General features: G+C 70.6%; 18 protein-coding genes and 1 pseudogene. 18 read left to right on the forward strand and 1 reads right to left on the reverse strand.

Annotation, left to right across the window (positions count from 1 at the left end):
* The first annotated feature begins 17 nt into the window (after positions 1–17).
* The 14 genes and pseudogenes from AB0G47_RS26375 (at position 18) to AB0G47_RS26440 (ending at position 14,002) form a co-directional block, all read left to right on the forward strand.
* On the forward strand, positions 18–1,289 hold the full coding sequence (locus AB0G47_RS26375) for an FAD-dependent monooxygenase (protein ID WP_360774614.1): 1,272 nt from the start codon (positions 18–20) through the stop codon (positions 1,287–1,289).
* Positions 1,290–1,306: 17 nt separating this feature from the next.
* Positions 1,307–2,703, forward strand: a pseudogene (locus AB0G47_RS26380) (MFS transporter).
* Between the two features lie 38 nt (positions 2,704–2,741).
* The gene (locus tag AB0G47_RS26385; RefSeq protein WP_360774617.1) at positions 2,742–3,590 is read left to right on the forward strand and encodes an FAD binding domain-containing protein; all 849 of its coding nucleotides are present in this window, start codon (positions 2,742–2,744) and stop codon (positions 3,588–3,590) included.
* A complete protein-coding gene (locus AB0G47_RS26390) occupies positions 3,587–5,947 on the forward strand; it encodes a xanthine dehydrogenase family protein molybdopterin-binding subunit (protein ID WP_360774619.1) in 2,361 nt (786 codons plus the stop codon). The genes AB0G47_RS26385 and AB0G47_RS26390 overlap by 4 nt, the downstream gene beginning before the upstream one ends.
* Positions 5,944–6,471, forward strand: coding sequence for a (2Fe-2S)-binding protein (locus AB0G47_RS26395; RefSeq protein WP_360774623.1), 528 nt, complete (start codon positions 5,944–5,946; stop codon positions 6,469–6,471). Before AB0G47_RS26390 ends, AB0G47_RS26395 begins: the two co-directional genes overlap by 4 nt.
* Positions 6,471–7,148 carry an SRPBCC family protein gene (locus AB0G47_RS26400; protein WP_360774626.1) on the forward strand — a complete coding sequence of 226 codons (678 nt, stop codon included), beginning with the start codon at positions 6,471–6,473 and terminating at the stop codon, positions 7,146–7,148. Before AB0G47_RS26395 ends, AB0G47_RS26400 begins: the two co-directional genes overlap by 1 nt.
* Positions 7,145–7,801 carry an isochorismatase family protein gene (locus AB0G47_RS26405; protein ID WP_360774629.1) on the forward strand — a complete coding sequence of 219 codons (657 nt, stop codon included), beginning with the start codon at positions 7,145–7,147 and terminating at the stop codon, positions 7,799–7,801. Before AB0G47_RS26400 ends, AB0G47_RS26405 begins: the two co-directional genes overlap by 4 nt.
* Positions 7,798–8,649 carry an alpha/beta hydrolase gene (locus tag AB0G47_RS26410; protein WP_360774630.1) on the forward strand — a complete coding sequence of 284 codons (852 nt, stop codon included), beginning with the start codon at positions 7,798–7,800 and terminating at the stop codon, positions 8,647–8,649. The genes AB0G47_RS26405 and AB0G47_RS26410 overlap by 4 nt, the downstream gene beginning before the upstream one ends.
* A 39-nt stretch (positions 8,650–8,688) precedes the next feature.
* On the forward strand, positions 8,689–9,171 hold the full coding sequence (locus AB0G47_RS26415) for a MarR family winged helix-turn-helix transcriptional regulator (RefSeq protein WP_360774633.1): 483 nt from the start codon (positions 8,689–8,691) through the stop codon (positions 9,169–9,171).
* An 80-nt stretch (positions 9,172–9,251) separates the two neighbouring features.
* The gene (locus AB0G47_RS26420; RefSeq protein ID WP_360775119.1) at positions 9,252–9,989 is read left to right on the forward strand and encodes an Asp/Glu racemase; all 738 of its coding nucleotides are present in this window, start codon (positions 9,252–9,254) and stop codon (positions 9,987–9,989) included.
* Positions 9,990–10,083: 94 nt separating this feature from the next.
* Positions 10,084–11,016 carry an SAM-dependent methyltransferase gene (locus AB0G47_RS26425; RefSeq protein WP_360774636.1) on the forward strand — a complete coding sequence of 311 codons (933 nt, stop codon included), beginning with the start codon at positions 10,084–10,086 and terminating at the stop codon, positions 11,014–11,016.
* The gene (locus AB0G47_RS26430; protein WP_360774639.1) at positions 10,908–11,918 is read left to right on the forward strand and encodes an SPFH domain-containing protein; all 1,011 of its coding nucleotides are present in this window, start codon (positions 10,908–10,910) and stop codon (positions 11,916–11,918) included. The genes AB0G47_RS26425 and AB0G47_RS26430 overlap by 109 nt, the downstream gene beginning before the upstream one ends.
* Entirely contained in the window at positions 11,915–12,814 is a 900-nt protein-coding gene (locus AB0G47_RS26435) for a hypothetical protein (RefSeq protein WP_360774642.1), read from the forward strand. Before AB0G47_RS26430 ends, AB0G47_RS26435 begins: the two co-directional genes overlap by 4 nt.
* Positions 12,815–12,931: 117 nt before the next feature.
* A complete protein-coding gene (locus tag AB0G47_RS26440) occupies positions 12,932–14,002 on the forward strand; it encodes a mechanosensitive ion channel family protein (protein WP_266873239.1) in 1,071 nt (356 codons plus the stop codon).
* A 4-nt stretch (positions 14,003–14,006) separates the two neighbouring features.
* Here AB0G47_RS26440 and AB0G47_RS26445 read toward each other — a convergent pair whose 3' ends face one another.
* The gene (locus AB0G47_RS26445; RefSeq protein ID WP_360774645.1) at positions 14,007–15,560 is read right to left on the reverse strand and encodes a GH32 C-terminal domain-containing protein; all 1,554 of its coding nucleotides are present in this window, start codon (positions 15,558–15,560) and stop codon (positions 14,007–14,009) included.
* A 191-nt stretch (positions 15,561–15,751) separates the two neighbouring features.
* Here AB0G47_RS26445 and AB0G47_RS26450 point away from each other — a divergent pair, with 191 nt between their 5' ends.
* Genes AB0G47_RS26450 through AB0G47_RS26465 form a run of 4 tightly spaced genes read left to right on the forward strand, consistent with a single transcriptional unit; the run spans position 15,752 to position 20,401 of the window.
* Positions 15,752–17,170, forward strand: coding sequence for an extracellular solute-binding protein (locus AB0G47_RS26450; protein WP_360774648.1), 1,419 nt, complete (start codon positions 15,752–15,754; stop codon positions 17,168–17,170).
* Complete coding sequence (locus AB0G47_RS26455; protein WP_360774650.1) at positions 17,167–18,111, forward strand: sugar ABC transporter permease; 945 nt, start codon at positions 17,167–17,169, stop codon at positions 18,109–18,111. Before AB0G47_RS26450 ends, AB0G47_RS26455 begins: the two co-directional genes overlap by 4 nt.
* 23 nt (positions 18,112–18,134) lie before the next feature.
* Positions 18,135–18,971, forward strand: coding sequence for a carbohydrate ABC transporter permease (locus tag AB0G47_RS26460; protein ID WP_360775122.1), 837 nt, complete (start codon positions 18,135–18,137; stop codon positions 18,969–18,971).
* Entirely contained in the window at positions 18,968–20,401 is a 1,434-nt protein-coding gene (locus tag AB0G47_RS26465) for a glycoside hydrolase family 32 protein (RefSeq protein ID WP_360774653.1), read from the forward strand. Before AB0G47_RS26460 ends, AB0G47_RS26465 begins: the two co-directional genes overlap by 4 nt.
* Positions 20,402–20,459 lie beyond the last annotated feature (58 nt).

A 20,459-nucleotide genomic window follows, 5' to 3' on the forward strand; every position in this document is an offset into this window, starting at 1 on the left:
CGGAAGATGGAGGAAGTGTGGCGTCCAGCCAGTCGTTTGAAGTCACCGTCGTCGGAGGCGGCCTCGGTGGCCTGACCGCAGCCCTCGCGCTGCGGCAGCGCGGCCTTCGCGTCACCGTGCTGGAGCAGGCGGCGCAGCTCGGCGAGGTCGGCGCGGGCATCCAGACCGCGCCGAACGCCAGCAGGATCCTGCTCGGCCTCGGTCTGCGGCGACAGCTGGAGGCCATCCACACCGAGCCGCTGGACCAGGTGCGGCGGCGCTGGAAGGACGGCAGTGTCATCGGCCTGACCTCGCTCGGGCAGCGCTGCAAGGACCAGTTCAACGCGCCGTACTGGCACTACCACCGGGCCGATCTGCACCGCGTCCTGATGGACGCCTGCGTCGACCCTGCGGGCCCGGGACCGGTCGTCGCGCTGCACACCGCCAGCAAGGTCGCCGAGCTCGACCGCACGGACCCCGAGCGCCCGGTGGCCGTCACCGACGACGGGCGGCGGTTCGCCGCCGACCTCGTCATCGGCGCCGACGGCATCCGCTCGGCGGTGCGCGACCTCATGGACGCCCCCGACACCCTGCAGTTCTCCGGAGAGATGGCCTACCGCGCCCTGATACCGGGCGAGTTGATCTCCGCCGACCCGGCGACGCGCTGGCTGGTCGACCGCTACCAGTCCACCATCTGGTACGGACCCGACCGGCATCTGGTCCACTACATGATCCGCGGCGGCGAGTTCCTCAACATCGTGGCCTGTGTGCCCTGCACCGACGAGGTCGCCGAGAAGTGGTCCGTCGCGGCCACCGCGCAGGACCTGGTGGACGCCTTCCCCGGCTGGGACGACCGGGTCCCCGCGATGCTGTCCAAGGCGAAGGAGGACGTCTCCTGCTTCGCGCTCTACCACCGGCGCCGCGACCCGGTATGGCTCGACGGCCGGGTGGCGCTGCTCGGCGACGCCTGCCACGCGATGCTCCCCTACCAGGCGCAGGGCGCGTCCCAGGCCATGGAGGACGCCGCCGTGCTCGCCGAGGAACTGGGCGCGGTCACGGCGGGCGGGATCGACGGGGCGCTGCGGCGCTATGTCGACCGGCGCGCCAAGCACGCCGGGATGGTCCAGGACGCCTCGCTGCAGAACAAGACCTTCTACCACTTCCCCGACGGTCCCGAGCAGCGCGCCAGGGACGAGAAGCTCCGGCGCGACTTCGACGGCGAGTCCGACCTCTCGTACGACTGGCTGTGGGGCGGCAGTCCGCTCAACGACCCCGATCTTGGCGCGTTCTCCTACCAGTTCACGCGCTGAACCCTCTTGGAGCGAACGTGAAAACAGGCGATCAGATCGTTCAGGAACTGCCCTGGAGATGGAACGTCCAGGGAAAGATCTTCATCATCGGCGGCCTCGGCTACCTCTTCGACGCGTATGACATCGCCTTGAACGGCTTCCTCATGCCGCTCCTCGGCAAGCACTTCGACCTCTCGCTCAGCGAGCGCGGGCTCATCGCCACCGCGAACCTGGTGGGGATGGCCGTGGGCGCCGTCGCCTGGGGCGCGGTCGCCGACCGGATCGGGCGCAAGAAGGCGTTCAGCGTCACGCTGCTGATCTTCGCGCTGTTCTCGGTGCTCGGGGCGCTCGCGCCGACGTATCCGGTCTTCCTCGCGCTGCGGTTCCTCGCGGGTGTCGGGCTCGGCGGCTGCATCCCCGTGGACTACGCCCTGGTGGGTGAGTTCTCGCCGCGCAAGTACCGGGGCCGGGTGCTCACCGCGCTCGACGCGTGGTGGCCGGTGGGCGTGACCCTGTGCGGTCTCGTCTCCACGGCGATGCTGGGCCTCGACGGCAACTGGCGGTGGATGCTGGCGACGATGGTGCTGCCCGCGCTGCTGCTTTTCTGGGCCCGGCGCGGCATCCCCGAGTCGCCGATCTATCTGACGAAGAAGGGGCGCGAGGCCGAGGCCCGGAAGGTCATCGACGATCTGGTGGCACGGACGGGCGCCTCCGTGGAGCCCTACGTCATCCCCGAGCCGGTGCCGGACGACGGCCCGCGCGCAGTGGCCGCCGCGGCCGATCAGCTGCGCCGCATCTGGAGCTTCAGCCCGCGCATCACCTCCGCCGCCTGGCTGCTCTTCGCCACGATCATGCTCGTCTACTACGCGGCGCTGAGCTGGATGCCCTCGATCCTGAAGGAGGAGGGCCAGGGGGACACCGCTGCGTTCATGAGCACGACCTTGATGAGCGGTGTCGGCATCGTCGGCGTCCTGGTCTCCACCGCTCTGGTCGACATCGTCGGCCGCAAGTGGCTGATCGGTGTTTCGGCTCCGGTCGCATCGGCCGCCCTGGTGGTGTTCGCCCTGGTGCGGGACATGCCGACCGGCTCGGTCGTGGCGATCGCCGTCTTCGGCTTCCTCGCGCAGCTCGCCATTCCCGCCCTGTACGCGTACGTCTCCGAGCTCTACCCCACTCCGCTGCGGGCCAGCGGCTTCGGCTGGGCGTCCTCGGTCAGCCGGGTGCTCACCGGGTTCGCGCCGCTCATCTTCGGCTCGCTGATGTGGCCGGTGCTCGGTCTTCCGCTGACGTTCGCCGTGCTCGGCGGGCCGTCCTGGTCGCCGTCGGCTGGATGGCGGTGGCGGCACCGGAGACCAACGGGCGGGTCCTGGACGGCGAGGAGGAGCCCCCGGCGACCGCGCCGCCGCTGCCGGTCACCGAGCAAGCGGCGCTCTGACCGGCGCCCGCACGCACCGTACGTACGACAGGAGGACCATGAAGCCCGCCCCCTTCGCCTACCACCGGGCCCGCGACCTGGACGGTGCGACCCGGCTGCTCGCCGAGCTGGGTGACGACGCCAAGGTCGTGGCCGGCGGCCAGAGCCTGGTCGCGATGATGAACTTCCGGCTCGCCCGGCCCCGGCACCTGGTCGACATAGGCGGCCTGCGGGAGCTCGACCGGCTGCACATGGATGCCGGGGGCGGGCTGCGCATCGGGGCACTCACCACCCATCACACGGTGGAGCGCGACCCGGCGGGGCGGCTCGGGGCGGGCTTCGGGGTCCTTCGCGACGCCATGCGGTGGATAGGGCATCTGCCGATCCGCACGCGCGGCACCGTCGGCGGCAGCATCGCGCACGCCGACGCCACCGCGGAGTGGTGCCTGCTCGCGCTGGCGCTCGACGCCGAGTTCGTGGTCCGCGGGCCGCGCGGCGAGCGCAGGATCGCGGCAGGGGACTTCTTCCTCGGCTACTACACGACCGCGCTCGACTTCGACGAGATTCTCGTCGAGCTCGTCTTCCCGCGCCCGGCGCCGCATGCCGCGCTCACCGAATTCGCCGAGCGGCAGGGGGACTTCGCCCTGGTCTCCGCCGCCGTGGACCTCGACGTCGAGGGCGGCACGGTGCGCGGCGGGCGGGTGGCGCTCGGCGGCGTCGCGGCCGCGGTGACGCGGGTCCCGCAGGCGGAGGCCGTCCTCGCGGGCGGCGGCTCCTTCACCGAGTGCGCCGCCGCGGCGGCCGCGGCCGTCGATCCCCCGGCGGACGCGTCCGGCAGCACCCACTACCGCAAACAGCTCGTCCGCACGCTGGTCCAGCGCGCCTGCGAGGAGGCGATGTCCCGATGAACGAGCCAGTGGAACAAGGACAATTGGTCGGCCGGTCCGTCGCACGGCGCGAGGACCCGCGGCTGCTCACCGGGCGCGGACGCTTCGTCGACGACATCGCGCTCCCGGGCATGCTGCACGCGCAGTTCGTCCGCAGCACGGTCGCGCACGGCGAGATCACATCGGTGGATCTGACGGCGGTGCGTGAAGTGCCGGGCGTGGTCGCGGCGTTCACGGCCGACGACCTGGACCTGACCGACATCACCGCCCAACTGGGGCGCCCGCTCACCGAGTTCGTGCCGACCGCGATGCCGGTGCTGGCCCGTGACCGGGTGCGCTATGTCGGGGAACCCGTCGCGATCGTGGTGGCGCGTGACGCGTACGCCGCCGAGGACGGCCTGGAAGCGGCCAAGGTCGCCTATGCCGTACTTCCGCCTGTCACCTCCGAGGCGCAGGCCCTGGCGGCCGGTGCTCCCCTGGTCCATGACGAGGCGGCGCGCAACACCCTGGTGGACGTCTCGCTCTTCGCCACGGACGGCATCGACGGGATCTTCGACACCGCAGCCCACGTCGTCCGCGTCGAGTCGCGGACCGGACGGCAGAACGCACTGCCGCTGGAGACACGGGGCGCCGTCGCCCACTGGGACGACCGCGAGGAACAGCTCGTCGTCCAGACCTGCACCCAAGTCCCGCACCTGGTGCGGACGGTGGCCGCGGGATGCCTGCGTCTCGACGAGGGCGCGGTCCGGGTCGTCGTGCCCGACATGGGCGGCGGCTTCGGCCAGAAGTGCGTCGTCGGGCGCGAGGAGATCGCCGCCGCGGCGGCGGCGCTGCGGCTGCGCAGGCCGGTGAAGTGGATCGAGGACCGCAAGGACGCCCTGTCCGCGTCGTTCCTCGCCCGCGAACAGCACTACGACGTACGCGCGGCCTTCGACGCGGAGGGCAGGATCCTCGGGCTCGACGCCGATGTGGTGTGCGACATGGGCGCGTACTCCTGCTATCCGTTCACGGCGGGCATCGAGCCGCTGATGGCCTCCGCGGAGATGCCCGGCGTCTACAAGGTGCCCGCCTACCGGGTGCGCGGCCGCGCGGTCGCCACCAACAAGGCGCCCACCGCGCCCTATCGGGGGGTGAGCCGGCCGCAGTACGTGATGGTGATGGAGCGGCTCTTCGAGCGGGCCGCACGTGAACTGGGCCTGGACGCGGTCGAGATCAGGCGCCGCAACGTCATCACCGAGTTCCCGTACACGGGCGTCAACAACATCACGTACGACCCGGGCTCCTATCTGGAGTCGCTGAATCTGTGCGAGCGGCTCGTCAAGGACGAGGGCTGGTACGAGAAGCGGTCCGCGGCAGCGGCGGAAGGCCGCCACATCGGCATCGGCTACTCCTGCTTCAGCGAGCGCACCGGCTATGGCTCCGCGGCCTTCGCGCAGCGCAAGATGCGGGTCGTCCCCGGCTTCGACATCTCCGAGGTGCGGATGGACACCACCGGCGCGGTGACCGTCACCTCCGGCACCATGAGCCACGGGCAGAGCCACGAGACGACCATGGCCCAGATCGTCGCCGATGAACTCGGCCTGGACATCCGTAAGGTGAGGCTCCATCAGGGCGACACGGACCGTGTCACCTACGGCTTCGGGACCTTCGCGAGCCGCTCCATCACCATTGGCGGCAGCGCGGTGCGGGTCGCCGCGGCGAAGCTCGGCGACAAGCTGCGCCGGATCGCGGCGGCGCGGTGGGAGACCGACCCGGAGGCGGTGGAGCTCGCCGCCGGGCGCGCAAGGCACCGCGACGGCAGGGTCCTCACGTACGAGGAGATCGCCGATGTCGCCTACCTCCAGGCGCAGTTGCTGCCCAAGGACATCGAGCCGGGGCTCTCGGCGACCGCCACCTTCGACGTCCTGGGCGACGGCACCTTCTCCAACGCCACCCACGGCGTCGTCGTCGAACTCCACGAAGGCACCGGGCAGGTGGAGATCCTGCGTTACGTCTGCGTCGAGGACTGCGGTGTCGCCATCAACCCCCAGGTGGTGGAGGGGCAGTGCAGGGGCGGCATCGCGCAGGGCATCGCGGGCGCGCTCTTCGAGCAGGTGACGTACGACGCGCAGGGCGAGCCGTCGGCGACCAGCTTCATGGACTACAAGGTGCCCACCGCGCACGAGATCCCCGACGTGCTCATCCACCACCTCGAAACACCGTGCGCGTTCACCGAAACGGGCGCGAAGGGCGCGGGCGAGGGCGGCACCATCGGGGCGCCGGCCGCCGTGCTCAACGCCGTCAACGACGCCCTGCGCCCCACCGGCGTGGAGCTCGACCACACCCCCATCACCCCGGAGACGGTACACCGCGCCCTGAACCTGGAGCTCTCCCGATGACCGACATCACCACCGACACCGGCAACACCACCGACGCGCTCCTCCTGACTCTCGACGTCAACGGCGAACAGCACGAGGTGATCACCGAACCCCGGCGCACCCTCGTCGACGTGATCCGCCACGACCTGCGGCTCACCGGCACCCATGTCGGCTGCGAGCACGGCATCTGCGGCGCGTGCACGGTCCTGGTGGACGACCGGCCCGCACGGGCGTGCCTGATATTCGCGGCGCAGGCCGACGGCGCCCGGATCCGTACCGTCGAATCGCTCTCGGACCGCGGTGAACTGAGCGATCTGCAAAGGTCGTTCAGCGAACACCACGGTCTCCAGTGCGGCTTCTGCACCCCGGGCTTCCTGATGCTCGCCGAGGGTTTCCTCGCCGAGCGCCCCGAGGCGACCAAGGACGAGATACGCGAGGTCGTCGCCGCCAACCTCTGCCGGTGCACCGGCTACCAGACCATCGTCGAGGCGATCGACGGGTGCGCCGTCGCCCGGCGCTGTACCCGCGGACCCAAGGAGTCCTGATGCAGCTCACCAACTCGGTTCCGGTGAAGGCCTCACCCGACGAGGTCTTCACCCTGATGAACGACGTCGAGCGGGTCGCCTCGTGCATGCCGGGCGCCGCGCTCGACGGACGCGACGGGGACACCTGGCGGGGCTCCGTGAAGATCAAGGTCGGCCCGGTCAGCGCCGCGTACGCGGGCACGGTCCGCTTCCTGGAGGTCGACCCGACGGGACGGCGGCTGCGGGTCCAGGCGCGCGGGGCCGACACCCACGGGAGCGGTGACGCGGAGGCCGAGGTCGCCCTCGAGGTGCTCGCGGCCGCCGAGGGCGCGCTGCTCCAGCTCTCCACGGATCTGGTGATCCGGGGCAAGATCGCCCAGTTCGGGAAGGGCGCGATCGCCACGGTGTCCGACCGGATCCTGCAGCAGTTCGCCCAGAACCTGGGCAGTCTGCTCGACCAGGACCGTTCACCGGCCGCCGTACCCCTGCCCTCCGTCGCTCCCGACGCCAGCCGCCCCGCGGTGCCCGCGGACTCCGAACTCGACGGCCTGTCCATGCTCATCGGCCCCGCCGCCGCCAAGTACGGCCTCGTCGCCGGAGCCTTCGTCTTCGGCGTCTTCGAGGGCTGGCTCCTGGGCCGGCTCGGCGCGCAGGCACGGGAGCTGCGGGCCCTGCGCGCACCGAGGAGGAGCTCGTGAACTACGGCCAGGAGACGGAACGTACCTACGAACGGGCCGGATTCGGCGCTCCCGTACGCCGCGGCGGCCGCCCCGCGATCCTCGTCGTCGACCTCACGCGCGGCTTCACCGAGGATGCGTTCCCCTCGGGTGCGGATCTGACCGACGTGGTGGGTGCGGTCGGGGAGCTGATCGGGAGCGGCCGTCCGGCCGGGGTGCCCGTGATCTTCACCGCGATCGCCTATACGCCCGCCGAGGCCGCGGGCGACGCGGTCACCTGGCTGCACAAGGCGCAGGGCATGCGGTCGCTGGTCGAGGGCAGCGAAGAAGTCGCGCTCGATCCCCGACTGCCGTACGAGGAAGAAGACTTGATGGTGGTGAAGAAGGGCGCTTCGGCGTTCTTCGGCACCTCGCTCGCCGCCCTGCTCACCGGGCTCGGCTGCGACACGCTCCTTGTGTGCGGGGCGACGACCAGCGGCTGTGTGCGGGCTACGGCAGTCGACGCCGTGCAGAGCGGGTTCTCCGTCCTCGTACCGCGTGAATGCGTGGGCGACCGCGCCGACGGACCGCACGAGGCGAGCCTCTTCGACATCCAGGCCAAGTACGGGGACGTCATCGACCTCAAGGAAGCCACCGACTACCTCACCGCCCTTACCGGGAGGACCCCCGCATGACCACCCCGCACGACCGCTGTCTGCCGCAGTCGGCGCTCGCCGACCTCGCCGGCCTTCCCGCCACCGGACGCTGGGTCCGCTCGGGGACCACCCGGCTGCACGTCCTCGACTACGGCGGCTCCGGCACCCCGCTCCTGATCCTGCCCGGCATCACGAGCCCGGCCGTCACGATGGACTTCGTGGCGCGTGAACTGACCGATCTCGTAAGGCCGTTGGTCCTCGATGTGCGCGGCCGAGGACTCTCCGACGGCGGCGGCTCCTACACCCTGGAGGAGTACGCCGAGGACGCCGAAGCCGTCGTGACCGGGCTCGGTCTCGAACGTCCCGTGCTGTTCGGGCACTCCATGGGCGCGCGGATCGCCGCGGTCACCGCGGTCCGCGGCAAGGTGGCGCTGCGCGGCACGGTGCTCGGCGACCCGCCGATGAGCGGGCCCGGACGCGGACCCTATCCGACGCCCCTGGGGGCCTTCCTCGACCAGCTCGCCCAGGCGCGGCGCGGCACGGATGCCGACGAGGTGGCCCTGTCGTGGCCGCGCTGGCCCCGCAGGGAGCAGGAGCTGCGGGCCCGCTGGCTGGCCGGCTGCGACGAGGAGGCGATCGCGGCGACGCACCGCGGCTTCGAGACCGAGGACTTCTTCGACTGGTGGCCCTCCGTGCCCGGCCCGACGGCGCTGCTGTACGGCGCGGACAGCCCCGTCGTCACGGCGGCGGGCGCCGGCGAGGCGGCGCGACTGCTCCCGTCGGCCGTACTCTCCGAGATCCCCGACGCGGGCCACATGCTGTTCTGGGACAACCCGCCGGCGGCCGTCGCCGCCCTCCGCGAGGCCTTGCGCCCGATGCTGACCTGACCGACCGGAGCGATCAACCCCCGTGCTTAAGTGGGCCCCATGGCTGACGAATCCTCCACATCAACGCACACGCAGCCCGGGCCGCCCGCCGCCCTCACGGCCGCGCCCGGCTACCAGGTCCGGCGCCTGTACCAGGCGTATCTCGCGGTCTGGATCCGTGCGGTCGACCCGACGCTGACCGGCCCGCAGTTCGCGGTGCTCACGGCCGTGGACGCCTCGCCGGGACACGACCAGCGGTCCATGGCGTCGGCGGTGGCCCTGGACACGTCGACGATGGCGGACGTGGCACGGCGCCTGGAGAACCGGGGGCTGATCCTGCGCAAGACGGCCACCGACGACGGCCGCCGCAAGCTGCTCTATCTGACCGAGGAGGGCGAACGCATCCTCCGCGAATCCAACCGTCGTGCCCGCGAACTCGACCAGCGGCTCCTGGAGCCGTTCGGCGACGAGCGGCGCGAAGAGGTCATGCAACTCCTCACGTCCCTCGCCGATCACTGGGAGGGGCTTGCCGAGGACTCATAGCCGTACGCATCGGCGTACGGGAGACACCGGAGGAACCCGTGGCAGTGCAGGCGACGACCGCGACCGACCACCACATCGGCATGATCGTGCCCAGCTCGAACCTGACGATGGAGACGGAGCTGCCGCGCATGCTGCGCGAGCGCGAGTCCGTGGCCCCGCAGGACCGGTTCGTCTTCCACAGCAGCCGGATGCGGATGAAGCATGTGACGCCCGAGCAGCTGAAGGCGATGAACGCGCAGACCGAGCGCGCGGCGCTCGAACTCGCCGACGCCAGGCCCGACGTGGTCGCCACCGCCTGTCTCGTCGCGATCATGGCGCAGGGGCCTGGCCACCACTGCGTGGCGGAGGGCGAGATCTCCGCCGCGCTGCGGTCCGAGGGCGCGTCGGCGCCGGTGATCTCCAGCGCCGGCGCGCTGCTCGACGGGATCAAGGCGCTCGGCGCGTCCCGGGTCGCGATCGTCACTCCGTACATGAAGCCGCTGACCCGGCTGGTGGTCGACTACATCGAGGACGCGGGCGTCGAGGTGGTGGACGCTCTCAGCCTGGAGGTGCCGGACAATCTGGCCGTCGCCCGTCTGGATCCCGCCGCTCTGCGCGAGCACTGGAAGCGCCTCGACCTGGGCCGCGCCGACGCGCTCGTCCTCTCCGCGTGTGTGCAGATGCCGTCGCTGACCTCGGTCCAGGCGGTGGAGGACGCCGCGGGACTGCCCGTCCTGACGGCGGCCACCGCGACGGCGTACCGGATCCTCACCGAGCTGAATCTGCCACCGGTCGTGCCGGGCGCGGGAAGTCTGCTGCGCGGCCCGATTGCCGCTTGAAGGCGGTGCACCGCCCTGTGCACGATGGCCGGGCGTACCCGTCAGTCATATGCGGGTATCCCCGAATGCCCGCCGCCTTCAAGGGAGTTGACGCATGTCTGCGATCCCGCCCGTCGGCACAGAGAAGATCGACACCAGCAGGCCGCACTCCGCCCGGGTCTACGACTGGTTCCTGGGCGGCAAGGACAACTTCCCGGTGGACGAGGAGCTGGGGCGGCAGATCATGTCCCTCGAACCGGCGACCAAGTACTGTGCGCAGCACAACCGCTGGTTCATGCAGCGCGCCACGCGGCACCTGGCGGAGGCGGCCGGGATACGCCAGTTCCTGGACATCGGCAGCGGCATCCCCACCGAACCCAGCCTCCACCGCATCGCCCAGTCGGCGGCGCCCGAGGCGCGCGTCGTGTACGTGGACAACGACCCGATCGTCCTCGCCCACGCGGAGGCACTGCTCACCGGGACCCCGGAGGGCGCCACGGAGTTCCTCAAGGCGGACGTGCGCGATCCGGCCGCCATTCTCGAACAGGCCGGTGGCGTACTGGACTTCGGCCGGCCCTGCGCGCTGTCGCTGATCTCACTGATGCACTTCATCAGCGACGACGACGGCGCGTACGACATCGTGGAGCGGTTCATGGCCGCGCTCGCACCGGGCAGCCATCTGGTGCTGTCCCAGATGGCGGGCGACTTCGATCCGGAGCGGACGCGGCAGGCGGTGGCCCCGGCATCGCGTGGCTGCCGGACTGGCATCCGGAGCTCGGCGTGGACGAGGTCAGGAACGGGACTCCGGTGCCGCTGTACGCGGGGGTGGGCCGCAAGCAGTAGTCCATCGCCTCCGCCACCCCCCTGTTTTCATCTCCTTGACGATAAGCAGGAGAACCCCATATCGTCGATGCGACGAGAACGGGGAGGGATTCCATCATGGCCGACATCACCAGGCGTCTCTGGCTGCACCATCTGCGCTCCGCGCCCACCGCCCACATCCGCCTCCACAAGCGCGGCCGGCTTGTCCACGACGGGCCCGGACTGAGCTTCTGGTTCCGTGCGCTCAGCGCGGCGATCTCCGAAGTACCGGTCGACGACCGGGAATTGGCGGTCACCTTCCATGCGCGTACGGCCGATTTCCAGGACGTCACCGTGCAGGCCACGGTGACGTACCGGATCAGCGATCCGGCGCTCGCGGCGGCCCGCGTCGACTTCGCCGTCGACCCCGGCACCGGAGCCTGGCGCGGGGCGCCCCTTGAGCAACTCGCCGCCCTGCTCACGGAGTCCGCCCAGCAGAACGCCCTCGACGTGCTGGCCCGTACGCCGCTGTCCGATGCGCTCGCCGACGGCGTGACCTCGGTCCGCGAGCGGATCTCCGAAGGCCTCGCCGGGGAGCCCCGGCTGCCCGCCACCGGCATCGAGGTGGTGGCCGTCCGCGTCGTCGCGATCCGCCCCGAGCCCGAGGTGGAGCGGGCGCTGCGCACGCCGGCCCGTGAGCGGATCCAGCAGGACGCGGACCGGGCGACGTACGAACGGCGGGCCGTGGCCGTCCAGCGGGAGAAGGCCATCGCGGAGAACGAGCTCACCAGCCGCATCGAACTGGCCCGCCAGGAAGAGGAGTTGGTGGAGCAGCGCGGCACCAATGCCCGCCGCGAGGCCGAGGAGAACGCGGCGGCGGACGCCGTCCGCGCGCAGGCGGAGGCCGAGCGCACCGAGCGCCTTGCCCGCGCCGAGGCCGAGTCGGCGCGCACCATCGGCGAGGCGAAGGCCGCGGCCCAGGCCGCCTGGCTCGCCGCGCACTCCGCGGTGGACGCGGCCACCCTGCACGCCCTGGCCGCGACCCGGCTCGCGGAGAACGTCCCCCGCATCGAGAGCCTCACCCTCTCCCCCGACGTCCTGACGGGCCTGCTCGCCAGGCTGGGGCACGGCGCCGGTGAACGCCCATGAGCCTGGCGCCGCGCGCGGTCCTGGTCCATCGCACCACCGAGTACGAGGAGTTGCTCGCCCGGCACGGCACCCACGGGCAGGCCGAGTTCTTCCTCGTATCGCGCGGCCGGAGCATCCAGGAGGTGGCCGAGCGGCATCACCGTACGCACCGGACACTCGCCGAAGTGGCGGCCGCCGTGCCCGCGCGGTGGCGGCGGGCGCGGGTGGAGCGCGCCGACCTCGACCGCTTCCTCTTCGGGCCCGAGGACGTCGTGGTGGTCGTCGGGCAGGACGGCCTCGTCGCCAACGCGGCGAAGTATCTCGCCGGGCAGCCGGTCATCGGCATCGACACCGAACCCGGCCGCAATCCCGGGGTTCTCGTACGCCACCGGGGCGCGGACGCGGCCAAGCTCCTCGCGGCGGCGCTCGTGCCCGGAGCCGGCGTGGACGAACTCACCATGGTCCAGGCCGTGTCCGACGACACCCAGCGGCTGCTCGCCCTCAACGAGATCTACCTGGGCCCGCCAGGACACCAGACCGCCCGCTACCGCATCGGCCCGGACACCGACACGGCAACCCCCGAGGCACAGGCCTCGTCCGGTGTCCTCGTCGGCACCGGGACCGGCGCCACCGGCTGGCTGCGCTCGCTGTGGCAGCAGAGCGGGAGCGCACTGCCGCTGCCGGGACCCGCCGAGCGGCGGCTCATCTGGTTCGTGCGGGAGGCGTGGCCGTCGCCCGCGACCGGGACCTCGCGCGTGGAGGGGGTCCTCGCGGCGGCCGAGCGGCTGCGCGTCACCGTCGAGTCGGACCGCCTGGTGGCCTTCGGTGACGGGGTGGAGAGCGACGCGCTCGAACTGACCTGGGGTCAGAGCGTCCGCATCGGAATGTCGGACATCGCCCTGCGTCTGGTGAGTTGACGGCAGGCTAGGTGCGGGCCCCCGGCGGCCGCGGCGTGCCGATGGGGCAGGATGACGCTCGCGACGCCGGACACGAACATACGTCCGGCGCGCCCGCACAACCTGGAGAAGGAACTGATGGAGCGAGCCCTCACATGGCACGACCTGATCGCCGCCGGCATCGCGGTGGCCGCAGGCATCGCGGCGGGTCTGCTGCTGCGCGTCATCCTGCGGTGGCTGGGTGAACGGGCCAGCAGGACCCGCTGGAGCGGCGACGACATCATCGTCGACGCCGTACGCACCCTGGTCCCCTGCGCGGCGATAACCGCCGGCGCGGCGGTCGCCGCGGCGGCGCTCCCGCTCACCCCGAGGACCGGCCGCAACGTCACGATGACGCTGACCGCGCTGCTCGTCCTCGCGGCGACCCTGACGGCGGCCCGCGTGGTCACCCGCCTGGTGAAGTCCCTCGCCCAGTCCCGCTCCGGAGTGGCGGGCTCGGCAACGATCTTTGTGAACATCACCCGCGTCGTGGTCCTCGCGATCGGCTTCCTCGTCGTCCTGCAGACGCTCGGCGTCTCCATAGCCCCGCTGCTCACCGCGCTCGGCGTGGGCGGTCTCGCGGTCGCCCTGGCCCTCCAGGACACCTTGGCCAACCTCTTCGCGGGCGTACACATTCTCGCGGCGAAGACCGTGCAGCCCGGCGACTACATCCGGCTCAGCAGCGGCGAGGAGGGCTACGTCGTCGACATCAACTGGCGCAACACGGTGGTGCGTCAGCTGTCGAACAACCTCGTCATCATCCCCAACGCCCAGCTCGCGGGCACCAACATGACCAACTTCAGCCGCCCCGAGCAGGACCTGTCGATCATGGTCCAGGTCGGCGTCAGTTACGACAGCGACCTGGAGCACGTCGAACGCGTCACGACGGAGGTCGTGGAGAACGTCATGAAGGACGTCGACGGCGCCCTCCCCGAGCATGAACCGGCCGTCCGCTTCCACACGTTCGGCGACTCCAGGATCAGTTTCACGGTGATCCTGGGCGTCGGCGAGTTCAGCGACCAGTACCGCATCAAGCACGAGTTCATCAAGCAGCTCCACCAGCGCTACCGCGCCGAGGGCATCCGCGTCCCGTCGCCGGTCAGGACGGTGAACGTGCAGCAGGGAGAGCTGCCGCCGAGCCTGATCCCGCAGCAGCGCGGCACCGCGTGACCGCTCAGACGGTGAACTCCCGGATCACGGTGTTCCTGAAGACCGCCTTGCCGTCGATCGTGAACAGCGCGAGCCGGGTGTCCGTGAGGTAGGGGAACGCCTCCATCGAGTGGGTGTGGCGGCCGTCGTCGAAGAAGACCTCGACCGAGGTGCGGTCGACAAGGACGCGCAGCGTGACCTTGTGGGCCGACGCGTCGAAGGGGGTCCTGCTCTCCTGCCACTTGCCGGAGGTGTCGGGGTTGGCGGCGCCACGGCGGTTCACGAACGCGTAGTCGCCGTACACGCCCGCGTCGATGTGCCGGCTGCCGTCGGCGGACCTGCGCAGCTGGACGCCCGCGCCGGTGAGCTGTTCCCAGGTGATCTCGGTGGACAGCTCGTACGCCGTACCCGTGTAGTCGAGGACCAGTTGACCCTCGACCGGCACGTCGCCGAGGTCCACGGTCCGTGAGACGTGCTGGTCCAGGGCCTGGACGGGGCGGGACGCCAGGTAGTGGGTGCCCGACGCGGCGCGGTGCAGGGTGATCTCGCGGACGACCGAGTCGGTGCCGTTGAAGCCGTCGGCGTCGATGGTCGGGGTGGTGTTGGGGTAGTCCCAGTTGTTGAGCCAGCCGACCGCGTAGCGCACGGCCGGGTCGACGGTGCCGTTCGCGGCGTGCTTGTCGAAGGTGACGGCGCCGTACCAGTCGAAGCCGTGGTCCAGCCACTGTGGGTCTGCCGCGTCGGGCGTGAACGTGGTGCCGTCGAACTCGCCGGTCCAGTACGCGTACGTGTTGGGCAGACCGGACGCCTTGCCGTTGGCGCTGACCCCGAGCACCCACTTCGCGGTGCCTTCGGCGGTGGTGATGCGGAACAGGTCGGGGCACTCCAGGACGCCGATGCCCTCCTTCACGAAGCCTCCGACGTACGTCCAGTCCTTGAGGTTCGCGGAGTGGTAGAAGCCGACCTTGGTGTGCTCGGCGAGCACCATCACCCAGCGGCCGCGCTCCTCGTCGCGGATCACCTTGGGGTCGCGGAAGTCCTTCACGCCCGGGTTGGGGACGGCCGGATCGGTGCCGTGGTTCTTGAAGGTGCGGCCCTTGTCGGTGGAGTACCAGAGGTACTGGGCCTGGGTGTTGGCGGTCTGGTCCGGCTCCATGGTGGCCAGGACGACGACCGTGCCCGCGCCGAAGCCCGCCGTGTTGTGCGTGTCCACCACCGCGGAGCCGGACCAGACGTCGCCGTTGGGGGTCGTGTCCTTGGGGATGGCGATGCCCCGGTCCTTGAACGAGACCAGGTCGGTGCTGGTGGCCAGGCGCCAGGCCGTGCCGGTGGTCGTGCCGCCGGCCAGGTAGTCGGCGTTGTAGAGGTAGTAGTAGTGGTACTCGCCGTCGATCCAGATCGGCTTCTGCGGGTCGTTCTTCCACTGGTCGGGGACGGTGAAGTGGTACTCGGCGCGGTAACTCGCCTGCTGCTTGGCGGACTTGCGGTCCAGGGCGGAGGCCGGTCCCGCGGGTATCGCGGCCACCGCCGCGCCCACGGCTCCGGCGCGGATCAGCGCCCTTCGGGTCATCTCACGCATCGTCTCTCGTCCCTCTCCTGACATGGGCGGCTCATGGCGGGACCTCGCTCCGTTCGTCGCCGGTCCACGCTGGGTCAGGACTGTAGACCTAACTCGTTAAAGGTCAAGCGCCGCAGGGGGGTTGACACCGGCGTAACAGGCTTCTCATCATCTGGGTCACAGAAATTGACTAACACGAGTTAGGCCCATCGATGACCGACTCGCCCCACTTCACAATCCCCCGGCGTACTTTGCTGCGCTACGGCGGCTACGGCGCGGGCGCCGCCGCCCTGGCCGGCACCGCCGCGAGCTGGGACCGGCTGACCGGCGCCGACATCCCCGGCCGGGACGGCGACTCGCTGGTCGTCGCCACGCTCGGCTCCGCCTTCGACCCGGCGGCGCAGCGCGCTCTGCGCGAGGGCTTCCAGAAGCTGCACCCCGACATCAAACTGCGCCTGCTGCCGATCCAGGCCACCGACTGGTCGGACTTCTTCGCCAAGATCCTCACCCAGATCGCCGCGGGCACCGAACCCGACCTCGTCTATGTCGCCACCGAGGGCGTGCAGCTCTTCGCGCAGCGCCTCGGCGTGCCGCTCGACGACTGGGTGAAGCGCGACGCGGACGAGCTGCGCGAGTACTTCGCGGACGTCCATCCCTCGCTGGTCGAGTCGATGATGTACGAGGGGAGCCTCTACCAGCTGCCGGTCGAGTTCAACGCGGCCGACATGTACCTCAACACCCAGGTCCTGCGGAAGGCGGGCGCCGGACTGCCCCCGCCCGACTGGACCCGCGACGACTTCACGGCGCTGCTGCGGGACATGAAGCGCACCGGCGGCTCGCACTTCACGCCGTACTTCTGGACCAACCGTCTGTGGGGCGGCGTCGTCCCGTGGCTGTTCGCCAACGACACGAACGTCCTCGTCGAGTCCAAGGCCCCCGGCGGCGACTGGCTGTGGAACGACTTCTACCCGGCCGACCAGGGCCGCGGCCGGGGCGGCGGCTACCGTTGGCGCACCCCGCAGGCGACCCATGAGCGCGTCGAGGAGGTGTACGACCACCTGGCCTCGCTCATCCAGGACCGGCTCTGCTCGCGACCCGAGGGCGGCAACGGCGACAACCTGGTCGGTGTCTTCTCCACCGGCCGCGTCGGCGTCACCCCGGCGGGCGGCTTCTGGGCGGGCGGACTGCACGACGCTGGCATGCGGCGCACCGGCTACGACGTGCAGTACTTCCCACGCTGGCGCACGCAGCGCCATCAGTTCGGCGCCGCCGGCTATGCGCTCCTGCGTACGTCGAAGAAGCAGGACGCGGCCTGGGAGTTCATCAAGTACTCCGTGCGCAAGGACGTCCTCACCGAGCTCTTCCGGGCCAATCAGACGACCCCGGCCCGCCGTTCGATGGTTCAGGCGGCCCGCTACGAGAAGACCGGGCCGACGAATTGGCAGGTCTTCTACGACACCCTCGACAAGTTCCCCACGACAGGACCGATCCCGGCACCGCCCCAGGTCGCCGAGGTCGAACAGCTCCTCCTCAAGCACACCGGCACCGCGCTCGCCGATCCGCGCGGGGTGCGTCCCGCGCTGCGGCGGCTGCAGGGCGATCTGGAGAAGGCCATGGAGCGTGACGTATGACGACCACCCAGCACACGACCGAGCCCACGGCCGCCGTCAAGAAGCCGGAGCCCCGGCCCACCGCCCGGGACCGTGGATCACGCCTCCTGGCCACGCTCTTCCTCGCGCCGACGGTCATCGGCGTCCTGGTCTTCACCGTCGTACCGATCGTCGGATCCGTCGTCCTGAGCTTCTTCCACTGGGACGTCATCGACTCGCCGACGTTCGCCGGGACCGACAACTACCGCGAGGCCTTCACCGACGACACGGTCCTCGTCTCCTTCACCAACACCCTCCTCTTCATGTTCTTCGCGGTCGCCCTGCAGCTGCTGCTCGCACTGGCCCTCGCGCTGACGCTCAACAACCGGCTGCCCGGCTGGCTGCGTTCGGCGTTCCGCTCGGCGTTCTTCTTCCCGCTCGTGCTGTCCGCGGCATCCATCTCGGTGGTCATGAAGTACCTCTTCAACCAGGAATTCGGGGTGATCAACTGGCTGCTCGGCCATGTCGGCATCGACCCGATCCCCTGGCTGACCTCCGAGAACTCCGCGATGGCCGCGCTCGTCCTGGTCTACGTCTGGCAGCAGTTCGGCTTCTCCTTCCTGCTCTTCGTCGGAGGCCTGAACAACATCCCCAAGGAGATCCACGAGGCCGCGTCGCTCGACGGCGCCACCGGCATCCGCAAGCACCTCGCCGTCACCCTGCCGCTGCTCTCGCCCACCCTCCTCGTCGCCTCGGTGGTGGGCATCATCAACGCCCTTCAGGTCTTCGAGCAGCCGTACGTCCTCACCGACGGCGGGCCCGGCGACTCCACCCGCACCGTCGTGATGGTCATCTACCAGAGCGCCTTCGAGCAGCTGCGGTTCGGTGAGGCCTCGGCGGTCGGCGTGCTGCTCTTCGCCCTGATCCTGGCGGTCACGGCACTCCAGTTCCGGCTCAGCCGGCGATTCGTCCACTACCAGTGAGCCGGGTGAACCCTGTGAACCGTATGAAGTACGGCATGAAGTACGGCCTGTCGTCCTGGGCGCGGATCGCCGGTCTGACCGTGGTCGCGCTGCTCACCCTCGGCCCCGTGATCTGGACCGTGTCCACCTCGCTGCGGGCCCCCGCCGAGTCCTTCGACCTGCCCCCGCAGATCATTCCGTCCGAGCCGACGACCGAGGCGTACGGCCAGGTCTTCGCGCAGATCGACGTATGGCTGCTCGCGCTCAACTCGACCCTGGTGACGGCACTTATCGCGGTCGGCCAGATGATCACCGCGGGGCTCGCCGGATACGCCTTCGCGCGCCTCGAATTCCGTTTCAAGAAGCCGCTGTTCGGGCTCGTCCTCGCGACGATGATGGTGCCGTTGCAGGTCACGATCGTGCCGGTGTTCCTGATCCTGAAGTCGATGGGCCTGACGGACACGCTGCTCGGACTGATCATCCCCGCCTGGCCCACCGCGTTCGGGACGTTCCTGATGCGGCAGTACTTCCTCGGCATGCCCAAGGATCTCGGCGAGGCGGCGATGATCGACGGTGCGGGACCCTGGCGGATCTTCCGCTCGGTGTACGCGCCGCTGGCCGCGCCGGGCCTGGCCATCGTCGGTGTCCTCGCCTTCAACTACCACTGGAACGAATTCTTCCGCCCGCTGATCCTGGAGACGTCGACCGACAACTTCACGCTGCCGCTCGGCCTGGTCTCGCTCCAGGGCAACCTCGGCACCGGTTCCGTCTCCGTGGTCCTCGCGGGCGTCGCGCTCTCCATGATCCCCGCCATCGCCGTCTTCGCCGTCGGCCAGCGCCCGCTGCGCGAGGGCATCACATCCGCAGGAGTCAACCGTTGAACACGTACCGCGTCGAACCCGACGAGAACGATGCCCACGCCCCGCGCTTCCGGGTCAGGCCGCCCGCGAACTGGATCAACGACCCCAATGGGCCCTTCCGTTGGCGCGGCCGCTACCACCTCTTCTACCAGCACAACCCCGACGCTCCCGTGCACGCGAACATGCACTGGGGCCACGTCTCCAGCGCCGACCTCGCACACTGGGAGCACCACCCCATCGCGCTCACCCCGACACCGGGCGGCCCGGACGAGGGGGGCTGCTGGTCGGGCTGTGTGGTGGACGACGCGGGTGTCCCCACCGCCGTCTACACCGGCGTGGACCACGCGCACACCGGGCTCGGCACCATCTGTCTGGCCCAAGCAGCCCCCGACTCACCGGAGTTGACGACCTGGCGCGCGCTGCCCGAGCCGGTGGTGTCCGGGCCGCCACCGGGCCTGGACGTGACGATGTTCCGCGACCCGTTCGTCTTCCGGTACGGCGGCCGGCGCCGGGCGGTGGTCGGCGCGGGTCACGCGGACGGCACGCCGTCGGTTCTCCTGTACGACTGCGACGACCTCAAGTCCTGGCGCTTCGCCGGGGTGCTGGTGGACGGGAACGATCCGGTGGCGCAGAAGGCGTTCGACGGCGGCGCGGTGGGCTGGGAGTGCCCTCAGCTGTACGAGGGGGACGGCGGCGACTGGACGCTGGTGGTGTCGCTGTGGGACGGCTCGCCCATGTCGACGGCGTACCTGACGGGCCGTCTCATCGCTTCGAGCGACGGCGACTTGACCACCACCTTCACGCCACGCGTCGGCGGCTCGCTCGACCAGGGAAGGGACTGCTATGCACCGGCCGTCCTGCACGACGCCGATGCGGGCCGGAATCTGCTGTGGGGCTGGTCCTGGGAGGCGCGGGGGCAGCGGGAGGCGGACGAGGCGGGCTGGTCCGGCGTCCTGACGGCGCCGCGCGTCGTCGGCACGCATCCCGACGGCAAGGTACGCATCGCCCCGGCGCCGGAGCTCCGACTCCTGCGCGCGTCGAGTCCGTTCGTGACGGAGCCGGGTGGTCGTACGCCGCTCCCTCTCGCGTACGACATCGAGGTCACCGCCTTCGCTCCCACCACGGTCACGCTGCTGCGGGCCGCGTCGGGCGCGGAGCTGACGCTGACGCTCGCCCCGGCGGCGGGCACGGCGACGCTGGACCGCACGGGCTGGCCCCGCGAGCGGCCCGACGGCTCGGCACCGATCACGCTGACGTCAACTCCCGCCCTGACAGGCGGACTTGACGTCCGAATCCTGGTCGACGGCTCCTTGCTCGAACTCTTCGTGGCGGACCGCGCGGTGGCAACGGAACGGGTGTACCGGCGACCGGACGACGTCGCCGAACTGACGGTCGACGGAGAAGACACGAGGGTCACCGGCTGGCAAGTGACACCGCCGGGGCACGAGTGAGCGGGCCTCGGCAAGAAGCGCCCCAAAGGGGCGCGGGGAACTGCGCGACAAGCCACAA

The organism is Streptomyces sp. NPDC021622 (genome assembly GCF_040640795.1).
Taxonomy (GTDB): Bacteria; Actinomycetota; Actinomycetes; order Streptomycetales; family Streptomycetaceae; genus Streptomyces.